Annotated in this window: 11 protein-coding genes; 8 read left to right on the forward strand and 3 right to left on the reverse strand. The window is 75.6% G+C overall.

What is annotated here, in order from left to right; translation table 11 throughout:
• Nucleotides 1–141: 141 nt before the first annotated feature.
• On the reverse strand, nt 142–543 hold the full coding sequence (locus ACI794_RS19065) for a cupin domain-containing protein (RefSeq protein WP_456603852.1): 402 nt from the start codon (nt 541–543) through the stop codon (nt 142–144).
• 274 nt (nt 544–817) lie between these two features.
• Here ACI794_RS19065 and ACI794_RS19070 point away from each other — a divergent pair, with 274 nt between their 5' ends.
• The 5 genes from ACI794_RS19070 (at nt 818) to ACI794_RS19090 (ending at nt 7,206) form a co-directional block, all read left to right on the forward strand.
• The gene (locus tag ACI794_RS19070) at nt 818–2,149 is read left to right on the forward strand and encodes an MFS transporter (RefSeq protein WP_456603853.1); all 1,332 of its coding nucleotides are present in this window, start codon (nt 818–820) and stop codon (nt 2,147–2,149) included.
• Between the two features lie 79 nt (nt 2,150–2,228).
• Nucleotides 2,229–3,782, forward strand: coding sequence for a gluconokinase (locus ACI794_RS19075; RefSeq protein WP_456617107.1), 1,554 nt, complete (start codon nt 2,229–2,231; stop codon nt 3,780–3,782).
• A 15-nt stretch (nt 3,783–3,797) separates the two neighbouring features.
• A complete protein-coding gene (locus ACI794_RS19080; RefSeq protein WP_456617108.1) occupies nt 3,798–5,255 on the forward strand; it encodes a GntP family permease in 1,458 nt (485 codons plus the stop codon).
• A 52-nt stretch (nt 5,256–5,307) separates the two neighbouring features.
• A complete protein-coding gene (locus tag ACI794_RS19085) occupies nt 5,308–6,879 on the forward strand; it encodes an FMN-binding glutamate synthase family protein (RefSeq protein ID WP_456617109.1) in 1,572 nt (523 codons plus the stop codon).
• Between the two features lie 144 nt (nt 6,880–7,023).
• Nucleotides 7,024–7,206, forward strand: a complete 183-nt coding sequence (locus ACI794_RS19090) for a hypothetical protein (RefSeq protein WP_456603857.1) — start codon at nt 7,024–7,026, stop codon at nt 7,204–7,206.
• 39 nt (nt 7,207–7,245) lie between these two features.
• Here the strand turns inward: ACI794_RS19090 and ACI794_RS19095 are convergent, their stop codons facing one another.
• Both ACI794_RS19095 and ACI794_RS19100 read right to left on the reverse strand, forming a co-directional pair.
• Entirely contained in the window at nt 7,246–7,866 is a 621-nt protein-coding gene (locus ACI794_RS19095; RefSeq protein ID WP_456617110.1) for an FMN reductase, read from the reverse strand.
• Nucleotides 7,867–7,918: 52 nt separating this feature from the next.
• Nucleotides 7,919–9,100, reverse strand: a complete 1,182-nt coding sequence (locus ACI794_RS19100; RefSeq protein ID WP_456581167.1) for an LLM class flavin-dependent oxidoreductase — start codon at nt 9,098–9,100, stop codon at nt 7,919–7,921.
• 209 nt (nt 9,101–9,309) lie between these two features.
• Here ACI794_RS19100 and ACI794_RS19105 point away from each other — a divergent pair, with 209 nt between their 5' ends.
• From ACI794_RS19105 to ACI794_RS19115, 3 genes are all read left to right on the forward strand, one after another.
• Entirely contained in the window at nt 9,310–10,200 is an 891-nt protein-coding gene (locus tag ACI794_RS19105; protein ID WP_456617111.1) for a DivIVA domain-containing protein, read from the forward strand.
• 100 nt (nt 10,201–10,300) lie between these two features.
• Nucleotides 10,301–10,810, forward strand: a complete 510-nt coding sequence (locus ACI794_RS19110; RefSeq protein ID WP_456603860.1) for a universal stress protein — start codon at nt 10,301–10,303, stop codon at nt 10,808–10,810.
• An 80-nt stretch (nt 10,811–10,890) separates the two neighbouring features.
• Nucleotides 10,891–11,811, forward strand: a complete 921-nt coding sequence (locus tag ACI794_RS19115; RefSeq protein WP_456617112.1) for an SMP-30/gluconolactonase/LRE family protein — start codon at nt 10,891–10,893, stop codon at nt 11,809–11,811.
• Nucleotides 11,812–11,815: the final 4 nt, after the last annotated feature.

Consider the following 11,815-nt stretch of genomic DNA (forward strand, 5'->3'; position numbering starts at 1 on the left):
CCCCCCCCCCCCCCCCCCCCCCCCCCCCCCCCCCCCCCCCCCCCCCCCCCCCCCCCCCCCCCCCCCCCCCCCCCCCCCCCCCCCCCCCCCCCCCCCCCCCCCCCCCCCCCCCCCCCCCCCGGCCGGTGGTCGTGCGCCGGATCAGGAGGTCGGGGGCTCGTCCCGGCCCGACTCCTCGGCCTCGTCGGCCTCCTCCTTGGTCTTGTGGACCGCGCCGTCGGCGTGCTCGGGCGGGCCGTAGACCGTGTAGAGGACCAGCGGGTTCTCGCCGGTGTTCAGGAAGTTGTGCTTCGTCCCGGCGGGGACGACGACCAGGTCGCCCTGCGCCACGTTCTTCTCCTTGCCGGAGATCACGGCCTTCCCGATGCCGCTGACGAAGGTGAGGATCTGGTCGATGTCCTCGTGCGTCTCCTCGCCGATCTCACCGCCCGGCGGGATGGTCATGATCACCAGCTGGGTGTTCGTGCCGGTCCAGAGGACCCGGCGGAAGTCCGGGCTCTTCTCGGCCTCGGTCGCGATCGTGTAGTGGATGACGGACGCCATGGACGGCGCTCCTCTCGTCTCGGGGACGGACGGCTACGGCCGGCCGGGCGCGGAGCAGCCCGGCCGGCGCCGGGCTGCTCCTGCCCTGTCCGGGCCGGGAGTAGTCGTCCGGGGCAGCGTTGTCGATCACGCCCGGGGCGCGACGGACCGGCGCCGCCGGACCCGGCGCTCGGGGCGGCTGTGCCGCCGGACCCTCCTCCGGCGGTCGGCGTGCGGGTGAGGGAACTCACCGCCCGACGGGGAAGCGTCCGGTCGGTCGTGGTGTCCTCCTCAGGTGACCTCCGTGGACCGGGCCCGCCCGTCGGGCCGCGCCTACGCGATGTGGGCCGTGGGACTGCTGGCCTACGCGGTCGCCGTCTTCCACCGCTCGTCGCTGGGCGTCGCCGCCGTCGAGGCGCAGGAACGGTTCTCCGCCGGCGCGTCCGCCGTCTCGCTCTTCCTGGTGCTGCAGCTGGCGGTCTACGCCGGGCTGCAGGTTCCGGTGGGCGTGGCGCTGGACCGCTTCGGGTCCCGGCGGATGATCCTCGCCGGCGCCGTCACGATGGCGGCCGGCCAGTTGGTGCTGTCACTGGCCGGGGACGTCCCCACCGCCATCGCCGCCCGCGTGCTGGTCGGCGCGGGCGATGCGATGACCTTCATCAGCGTGCTCCGGGTGGTGGCCTTCTGGTTCCCGGGCCCGGCGGCGCCGCTGATCACCCAGCTGACCGGGATCCTGGGCCAGGTCGGCTCCATCGTGGCCGCCTACCCGCTCGTCACCCTGCTCCACGAGACCTCCTGGACGGCGACCTTCCTGGGGGCCGCGGCGACCGGTGTGCTCGTCGCCCTGCTCGTGCTCGTCGCGCTGCGGGACGCGCCGGAGGGGACGCCGCGCCCGGCGGCGCCGGACCTGGCCCAGCTGCGCCAGGGGCTGGCCGACACGTGGCGCGAGCCGGGCACGCGGATCGGGCTCTACACCCACCTGGTCACCCAGTTCTCGGGCACGGTGTTCGCGCTGCTGTGGGGCTACCCCTTCCTGGTCGTCGGCCAGGGGCTGTCGCCGGGCACGGCGGCGGCCCTGCTGACGCTGCTGGTGCTGGTCGGCATGGGCGTGGGGCCGGCGCTGGGCCGGCTGTGCGCCCGGTGGCCGCTGCGCCGCTCGGTCCTGGTGTTCGCGATCCTCGCGGCGACGGCGAGCACCTGGACGCTCGTGCTGCTGTGGCCCGGCCGCGCGCCGCTGGCGGTGCTGGTCCTGCTGGTGGTGGTCCTGGGCACCAACGGCCCCGGCTCGATGATCGGTTTCGACTACGCCCGGACGGAGAACCCGGCGGAGCGGCAGGGGAGCGCCAGCGGCGTGGTCAACGTCGGGGGCTTCGTGGCCTCGCTGCTCACCATCCTGGCCGTCGGGGCGGTGCTGGACCTGCTCACCCCGGGCGCCTCCACCGCGTACGACCTCGACTCCTTCCGGGCCGCCTTCGCGGTGCAGTACCTGTTCTGGGCGATCGGCCTGGCCGGCGTCATCCGGCACCGCCGGCAGCTGCGCGCACGGCTGGCCCGCGACGGCGTCGTGCTCCAGCCGCTGCACGTCGCGGTCCGCCACCGGCTGCGCGGAGGCCCGTCGGGCGGCTGATCCGGAACGGGCTGTTGCCGCCCCGGCCGCGCACGGGCACGATGCCGGGAGCGGACGAGCCGGTCAGGGGGGTGGACCCGTGGACGTCGTGGTCGGGCTGGACTCGGGCACCACGGCGACGAAGGCGGTCACCGCGGGCACCGACGGCCGCGTCCGCGACGTCGCCAGCGTGGCCTACCCGCTGCTCGTCCCCGCCCCCGGCCGCGCCGAGCTGGACGCCGGGCGGCTCGCCGCGGCCGCCGTCGAGGCGCTGGGGGAGGTCGCCGCCCTCGCCCGCGAGCGGGGTGATGCGGTCGTCGCCGTCTCGCTGAGCGCGGCGATGCACGGCCTGGTCCCCATGGACGACGGGGGCACCCCGCTCGGCCCGGTGGTGACCTGGGCCGACGACCGCGCCGCGCAGTGGGCGCAGGCGCTGGTCGCCGACGGCCGCGCGCCCGACCTCCACGCCCGCACCGGCACTCCGGTGCACGCGATGTCCCCGCTGGTCAAGCTGTCGTGGGAGCGGGCGGAGAACTCCGCCCGCGTGGCCGGTGTGCCGCGCTGGGGCGGGGTCAAGGAGCTGGTGGTGGCCGCCCTCTGCGGTGGCCCGCACGTGGTCGACCGGTCCTGCGCGTCGGCCACCGGCCTGTACGACCTCCGCGCCGGGCGCTGGGACGAGGAGGCGATGAGCATCGCCGGCGTGCGCCCCGGCCAGCTGGGCGAGGTCCTGCCGACGACGGCGGTGCTCCCCGGCCTGAGGCCGGAGGTCGCGGCGGCCACCGGCCTGCCGCCGGGGCTCCCCGTGGTGGTCGGCGCCTCCGACGGCGTGCTGGCCAACCTCGGCGTGGGCGCCGTGCGCTCCGACGTCGCCGCCGTCTCGCTGGGCACCAGCGGTGCGATGCGCGTCGTCGTCCCCCGGCCGACGGTCGACCCGGGGCGGCGGCTGTTCTGCTACGCCCTCACCGACGACGCCTGGGTCGTCGGCGGCGCCATCAACAACGGCGGGTCGGTGGTGCGCTGGGCCGCCCAGGCGCTGGCCGCCGGCCCCGGGGGCGAGCCGGGCCCCGAGGGGGAGGCCGCCGACGACCTCGACGCCCGGCTGCTCGAGGAGGCGGCCGCCGTGCCGGTCGGGAGCTCGGGCCTGCTCTGCCTGCCCTACTTCCTGGGCGAGCGGGCGCCCTGGTGGCGGTCGGGGATGCGGGGGGCCTACCTGGGGCTGCGGCGCGAGCACCGCCGCCCGCACCTGGTCCGCGCCGCGGTCGAGGGGGTGTGCCAGCAGCTGGCCCTGGTGCGCGACGCGTTCGCCGCGACCGACGTGCCGGTGCGCGAGGTGCGCGCCACCGGCGGCGCGGTCGCCTCTCCGCTGTGGATCCGGACGCTCGCCTCCGCACTGGACCTGCCGGTGCGGGTCGCCGACTCCCCGGAGGGCACCGGTCTCGGCGCCTGCCTGCTCGGCTGGCACGCCCTCGGCGCGCTGCCCGACCTCACCGCGGCCACCGCGCTCGTCGCCGTCCACGAGCCGGTGCTCCCCGCCCCGGAGGCCGTCGCCGTCTACCGGCAGCTCCGCCCCCTCGTCGACCGGTCCACCACGGCCCTGGCCGACGTCCTCACCACCCTCGACGCCCTGGATGACGCACCGAGCCGACCCACCTGAACCCGTGGAGGAGCCATGCCCGAGGTCGAACCCGCGCTGAGCGCCGGGCCCCTGCTGCTGATCGCCGCGGCCGCGGTCGCGGTCCTCCTCTTCCTGATCATGAAGGTGAAGCTGCACGCCTTCCTGGCGCTGATCCTGGTCAGCCTGGCGGTGGCCCTCGCCGCGCGGGTCCCGCTCGCCGACGTGGTGGAGGTCATGACCACGGGCTTCGGCTCCACGCTGGCCAGCGTCGCGCTGCTGGTGGGCATCGGGGCGATGCTGGGCCGGCTCTTCGAGCACAGCGGCGGCGCCCAGGTGCTCGCCGACAGCCTCATCTCCCGATTCGGCGAGCAGCGCGCGCCGCTGGCCCTGGGCATCGCCGCGCTGCTGTTCGGCTTCCCGATCTTCTTCGACGCCGGGCTCGTCGTGTTCCTGCCGATCGTCTTCACCGTGGCCCGCCGGCTGGGCGGCTCGCTGCTGACGTACGGGCTGCCGGTGGCGGGCGCGTTCGCGGTCATGCACGCCTTCGTGCCGCCGCACCCGGGGCCGGTCGCGGCGGCCGGGCTGATCGGCGCGGACATCGGGCTGGTGCTGGTCTTCGGCCTGCTCATCGGCGTCCCGACCTGGTTCCTGGGTGGCTACCTGTTCGGGCTCTGGGCCGGCAGGAAGTTCGAGCTGCCCGTCCCGAACATCCTGGCCGACGAGGCGAAGACCGCCGACAACGCGCCGGACCCGTCGGTCGAGGGCAGCTCGCCGGGGATCGCGTCGGGCCGCACCGGCACGGAGACGGCGACGCGTCCCGCGCCCCCGCGGTTCGCCACGGTCATCACGCTGCTGCTCCTCCCGATGGTGCTGATCTTCCTCAACACCGGGCTGAGCACGCTCGCCGCCGAGGGCGTCGTCGACGAGGACTCGGCGCTCGTCCGCTGGGGTCAGCTGCTGGGGGCGACGCCCATCGCGCTGCTGATCACCGTCCTGGTGGCCATGTGGGTGCTCGGGCGACGGCGGGGCGACAGCGGGGCCGAGGTGGAGTCGGTGCTGAACAGCGCACTCGGCCCGGTCTGCGCGATCATCCTGATCACCGGTGCCGGCGGCATGTTCGGCGGCGTGCTGCGCGCCAGCGGCATCGGTGCCGCGCTCGCCGACGTCCTGGGCGACATCGGCCTCCCCGTCATCGTGGCGGCGTTCGTCATCTCGGCCCTGATCCGGGTGGCGCAGGGCTCGGCCACCGTCGCCCTCACCACCGCGGCCGGTCTCATCGCGCCCGTCGTCGCGGCCACCGACGGGCTGAGCTCGGTCGACCTCGCGCTGATCGTCATCGCGATCGCCGGCGGGGCGACCGTCCTCTCGCACGTCAACGACTCGGGCTTCTGGCTGGTCAGCCGGTTCTTCGGGATGGACGAGAAGACGACGCTGAAGACCTGGACGGTGATGGAGACGCTGCTGGGCACGATCGGGTTCGTCCTGGCGCTCGTGCTCAGCCTCTTCCTCTGACGACGGCGGGCGCCGCGACTGCACCGGGCTCCCGGACGCGCCATAGTGGGGCATGCCGCTCCTCCCACGTGCCGCGGCCGCCGGGCTCGGTGCGCTCGCCGCCGTCGCCGTCCGTGACCTGCTGCAGCGGGAGCACACGCTGCTGCGCAACTTCCCGGTCGTGGGCCACGCCCGCTACCTGCTGGAGTCGATCGGGCCCGAGCTGCGCCAGTACCTGGTCGCCGGGAACAACGAGGAACGCCCGTTCACCCGCGACCAGCGGCGCTGGGTGTACGCCTCCAGCAAGCGCGACAACAACTACTTCGGCTTCGGCACCGACAACGACCTGGAGTTCACCGCCGGGTACCCGGTGATCAAGCACCGCACCTTCGGGCCGGCGGTCCCGGCGACCGACGTGCACGCCGGGCAGTTCGTCGACCTGCCCTGCGCCAAGGTGCTCGGGGCGGCCCGCGGGCGGGCCGCCGCCTTCCGGCCGCCGTCGGTGGTGAACATCAGCGCGATGAGCTTCGGCTCGCTCTCGGGCCAGGCCGTGGAGGCGCTGAACCGCGGGGCCGCGCTGGCCGGCTGCCTGCACAACACGGGGGAGGGCGGCATCTCCGGCCACCACCGGCACGGCGGGGACCTGGTCTTCCAGATCGGCACCGCCTACTTCGGCTGCCGCGACGAGCACGGCCGCTTCGACCTCGACCGGCTCAAGGACCTGGTCGCCGGCGCCCCGGTGCGGGCGCTGGAGATCAAGCTCAGCCAGGGCGCGAAGCCCGGCCTGGGCGGGGTGCTGCCGGCGGCCAAGGTGTCGGCCGAGATCGCCGCCGCGCGCGGGGTGCCCGAGGGCGTCGACTGCATCAGCCCCTCGCGGCACGCCGAGTTCTCCGACGCCGACAGCCTGCTCGACTGGGTCGAGCTGCTCGCCGCCGAGACCGGCCTGCCGGTGGGCATCAAGTCCGCGGTCGGCGACATGACCTTCTGGGAAGAGCTCGCCGGGCTCATGGCCGGCACCGGCCGGGGAGTGGACTTCGTGACCGTCGACGGCGGCGAGGGCGGCACCGGGGCCGCGCCGCTGATCTTCACCGACTCCGTCTCGCTGCCCTTCCAGCTCGGGTTCTCCCGGGTGCAGGCGGTGTTCGCCCGGGCGGGGCTGGCCGAGGACGTGGTGTTCATGGGCGCCGGCAAGCTCGGCCTGCCGGACAACGCCGTGGTGGCCTTCGCGCTCGGCTGCGACATGATCAACGTCGGCCGCGAGGCGATGCTGGCCATCGGCTGCATCCAGGCGCAGAAGTGCCACACCGACACCTGCCCGACCGGGGTGGCGACGCAGAACGCCTGGCTGACCCACGGCCTGGACCCGCAGCTGAAGTCGGTGCGCGCGGCCAACTACATCGGCACCCTGCGCCGCGACCTGCTCCGGGTCGCCGAGGCGTGCGGGGTCGCCCACCCGGGGCTGATCGACACCGACTCGGTCGAGGTGCTCACCGGGCGCACGGCGTCGCGGCCGCTGCGCGAGGTGTACGGGTACGAGCCCGAGTGGGGCCTGCCCTCGCCCGCGGACCGGGCCGCCATCACGGCGCTCATGATCGGCGAACCCGAGGGTGGCAGCGCACCGCCGTCGCCCGACGCCGTCGGCTGAGCCGGGCGCCGCCCGCGTCCACGGGGACGCGTGACGGGTCCATGACATCGGCACGGGTCGGCGTGCCTCTCGGCGGACCGGGGCACAGGAGCGCAGGTACGCCCGTGCCCGACCCCGTGGTCGGCCTGCCTGGAGGAGAACCCCATGAACCGCACGTCCCTGCCCGCCCGTCGCTGGCGCTCGGCTGCCGCCGGGGTGGCCATCGCGGCCGCCTCCTTCACCATGACCGCCTGCGGCGGGGAGGAAGGCGGCGAGGAGGGCGGCGTCATCGAGCAGGAGGTCGGCGAGGAGGGCGGCGAGGAGGGCGGCGAGGAAGAGGAGGACTGACCCCGCCGACGCCCGGGAGCACCCTCGGACGCCCCGGCCTCAGCTGCCCCGGAGCAGGTCCTCGAAGGAGGTCGTCGGGTCGGCGAAGGGGTCGGCCGGGGCGGCCGGGGGCCGGCCGGCCACCAGGTCGGCGAGCTCCCCGGCCGCCCGGCGCACCCGGCCGGTCAGGGCCGGGGTGCCGGTGTCGCCACCGGCCCAGTCCTCGGGGGCGGCGAAGACGGCGGTGGGGACGACGGTCGCCCGCAGGTAGGCGAAGAGCGGCCGCACGGCGTGCTCCAGCGCGAGCGAGTGCCGGGCGGTGCCGGCCGTGGCGCCGATCAGCACGGGCTTGCCGGTCAGCGCGTCCTTCTCGAGGACGTCGACGAACGTCTTGAACAGGCCGCTGTAGGACGCGGAGAAGATCGGCGTCACCGCGATCAGGCCGTCCGCGCCGACGACGGTGTCCACGGCCGCGCGCAGCGCCTCGTTGGCGAAGCCGGTCGTCAGGTTGTCGGCGAGGTCGCGGGCGTGCTGCCGCAGCTCGACCACCTCGACGGTGGCGGCGACGCCCCGCTCCCGCAGCGCGTCCACCGCCGCCGTGGTCAGGCGGTCGGCCAGCAGCCGGGTGGACGAGGGCGTCGACAGCCCGGCGCTGACCACCGCGAGGGTGCGGGTGCTCATCGACCCACCTCCGGTGCAGGAGCGGAAGGGCTGCGCCGTGCCGTCAGGCGCATCATCGGACCTCCACCTCGTCCCGGACCTGCCCGGTCACGTCGTCGGCCGGGGCGTGCACCGTCGCGTCCGCCGCACCGCCGGCCGCGGCGACGCGGGCCGCGTGGGTGGGGGCATCGGGCACGTGGGCGGGCTTCAGCGCGGCGAACTCGCGCCGCAGCACCGGCACGACCTCCTCGCCGAGGATGTCCAGCTGCTCGAGGACGGTCCTCAGCGGCAGCCCGGCGTGGTCGATGAGGAACAGCTGCCGCTGGTAGTCGCCGACGTAGTCGCGGAAGCCGAGCGTCCGCTCGATCACCTGCTGCGGCGAGCCGACGGTCAGCGGCGTCTCGCGGCTGAAGTCCTCCAGCGAGGGACCGTGGCCGTAGACCGGCGCGTTGTCGAAGTACGGGCGGAACTCGCGGACGGCGTCCTGGCTGTTCTTCCGCATGAACACCTGCCCGCCGAGCCCGACGATCGCCTGGTCGGCGGCGCCGTGGCCGTAGTGCTCGTAGCGACGGCGGTAGAACTCCACCATCCGCTGGGTGTGCTCCTTGGGCCAGAAGATGTGGTTGTGGAAGAAGCCGTCCCCGTAGTAGGCGGCCTGCTCGGCGATCTGCGGGGAGCGGATGGAGCCGTGCCAGACGAACGGCGGGACGCCGTCCAGCGGGCGGGGGGTCGAGGTGAAGCCCTGCAGCGGCGTGCGGAACCGGCCGGACCAGTCGACGACGTCCTCGGTCCAGAGCCGGCGCAGCAGCGCGTAGTTCTCGACCGCCAGCTCGATGCCGTTGCGGATGTCCTGTCCGAACCACGGGTACACCGGGCCGGTGTTGCCGCGGCCCATCATCAGGTCGACCCGGCCCTCGGCGAGGTGCTGGAGCATCGCGTAGTCCTCGGCGATCTTCACCGGGTCGTTGGTGGTGATCAGCGTCGTGGCCGTCGACAGCTGGAGCGTCGAGGTCCGCGCCGCGATCCAGGCCAGCGTGGTGGTGGGGGAGGAGGAGAAGAACGGCGGGTTGTGGTGCTCACCCAGGGCGAAGACGTCCAGGCCGACCTCCTCGGCCTTCTGCGCGATGGTCAGCACCGCCTTCAGCCGCTCGGCCTCGCTGGGCGTGCGGCCGGTCGTGGGGTCGGTGGTGATGTCGCTGACGGTGAAGACGCCGAACTGCATCTCGAGCTCCAAACTGGTTGAGAGTGCAATCATCTCTGCCTGGCCCAACGCGCGGGACCCCCGGGCTATGCCCGGTCGCCCTGCGGGGTGGGGTCGGAACGATCCGTGACCGTTCCGGCACGCCCCGCCGTGGCACCCCCGGACCGGCCGCGACACGGGTCACGGAGCCGTCACGGTCGACCGCGCGCTCCCGGCGGCTCTGGCAGATTCCGCTCCACCTACTTCCCAGGGGGGCCATCCGGATGCTCCGGCGTGTCGAATTCGTCGCCAACCGTGTCCAGGACGAGGGGGTGCCGCCGGACGGGCCCGCCGCCCCGTCGCCGCGGCCCGCCGGAGCCCTGGAGGCGCTGCTGGACCACGGGCCCGCGTTCCGGGGCTCGGTGCGCGGCTACGACCGCGTCCAGGTCGACAACTACGTCGCCTGGGCCGAGAACGAGCTCGCCGCCGCCCAGCGCGAGCGCGAGCACCTGCTCGACCGCGTCGTCGCCTGCGGGACGGAGCTGGAGATCTCCCGTCGGCTCCTCGCCGAGCAGCCGGTCGGCCGCGAGCGCCCCGCGGTCAGCGCCCGCGTGGGCGAGGTGCTGCGGCTGGCCGAGGACCAGGCTGCGCAGGTGCTGGACGCCGCCGAGGCCGAGGCCGCCCAGCTGCGCGCCGACGCGCGCCTGGAGGCGGACGCCCGGCTGCGCAAGGCGCACGAGATCAAGGAGCTGGCGATCGAGGTCGCCGACCAGCTGCGGGTCAACGCCCAGCGGGACCGGGCGGAGGGGGTCGCCGCCCTGGAGCAGGCGCGCGCCGAGGCCGAGGAGATGCTGCGGGCCGCCGCGGCGGAGCGGGACCGGCTGGCCGCCGAGGCCGCCGCCGAGCGGGACCGGCTCGCGGCCGAGGCGGCCGCCGAGCTCGAGCGCGCCGAGGAGCAGGCGCGGCGCGACCGGGCCGCCGCCGACGACGCCGCGGGTGCCCACCTTGCCGCGCTCCGCACGGAGATCGAGGATCTGTGGCGCCAGCGCGACCAGGCCCGGGAGTCGCTGCGCTGCCTGACCGACCGGATCGGGGCCGCGCTGCAGGCGGTCGGGGTCCCCCCGGCCGAGGAGCTGGCGCTGCTGGGCGGCCGGGCCGAGCCCGTCACCGGCTGACGGCGCGGCGCGCGCCGCCGGTGGCCTGCGCGGTCGCGGGTGGTGAGAGGCTGACCCGGGCCGGTGATCGCGCCGGCACAGGGCAACGAGGAGGTCAGCGGTGGACGAGGTCCGTGAGGTCGTTCGGATCGAGGGCGGCGTCGTGGTCGGGCACGACGGCTCCAAGTGCGCGCAGGAGGCGCTGAAGTGGGCGGGGCGGCTCGCCCGGCGCGCCGATGTCGAACTGCACGTGGTGCGCGCCTGGTCGATGACGACCGCACCGCAGCCCTCGACCTGGGAGCCGGGCTACGTGCCCCCGCTCCCCGACTGGGAGCAGGCGGTGCGCGACGAGCTCACCGCGCACGTGGCGGCGGCCGGGCTCGACCCCGCCTGCCGGGTCACCACCCACGTCGTCCACCGCGCCCCGGTGCCCGGCCTGCTGGCCGCCGCGGAAGGGGCCAGCCTGCTGGTCGTCGGCGCACGCGGCCGCGGCGGCTTCAAGGGCCTGCTGCTCGGCTCGGTGAGCGACCAGCTGGTCCACCACGCCGCCTGCCCGGTCACCGTGGTGCGCACCGGCGCCCAGGGACGCGACTTCACCGCGGACGCGGTCGGGGCCGTCGTCGGGGAGTGAGCCCGGAGGTCGGCGGCTCGGTCGGGCAGACTGCCGCCGGCCCGCGGAGCGACCGCGGGCGGCGAGCTGGAGGAGACGGCGTGCGCGACTTCGCGGGGGCCACGGTGGTGCCGGTCGGCGAGGGGCCCGAGGACGTCCTCGTCGACGGCGCCGGCCGGGTGCTCACCGGCCTGGCCGACGGCCGGATCGTGCGCGTCGCCGCCCCGGGCGGGCCGGTCGAGACGGTCGCCCGGGTGCCCGGCCGGCCGCTGGGCCTCGAGCTCCTCGGGAGCGGGGTGCTCCTGGTGTGCGCCTCCGACGCCGGGCTGCTCGCCGTCTCGCTCGCCGACGGCGACGTGCGGACGCTGGTCGACGAGGTGGCGGGGCGCCGGCTGCGGGCGGTCAACAACGCCGCCGTCGGCGCCGACGGGACGATCTACTTCACCGACTCCTCGCAGCACTACCTGATCCCGCGGTGGCGGGCGGACCTGGTGCGGCGGACCGCCAGCGGGCGGCTGTTCCGCCGTGACCCCGACGGCACGGTCACCGAGCTGCTCGGCGGCCTGGAGTTCGCCAACGGCGTGGCCCTGGCCGCGGACGGGTCCTGGGTGGCGGTCGCGGAGACCGGGGCGGCGCGGGTCCGCCGGGTATGGCTGACCGGCGCGCGGGCCGGCGCGAGCGAGGTCTTCGTCGACGACCTGCCCGGCCACCCGGACAACATCGCGCTCGGCTCGGACGGGCTGGTGTGGATCACCCTGCCCAGCCCCCGGGTCGCGGCGCTGGCCGCGCTCCACCGGCTGCCCGCGCCGCTGCGCGCCCTGGTGAGCCTCCTGCCGCCGGCCCTGCAGCCCAGCCCCGGCCGGACCCTGGGCGTCCTCGCGGTCGACGCCGAGGGGACGGCGGTGCACCGCTTCAGCGGCGAGATCCCCGGCTTCGAGATGCTCACCGGCGTGCGCGAGGCCGGCGGCAGGCTGTGGTTCGGCAGCCTGACCGGCAGCACGGTCGCGACCCTCGCCGTCTGACGAC

Source organism: Blastococcus sp. SYSU DS0541 (assembly GCF_054050875.1).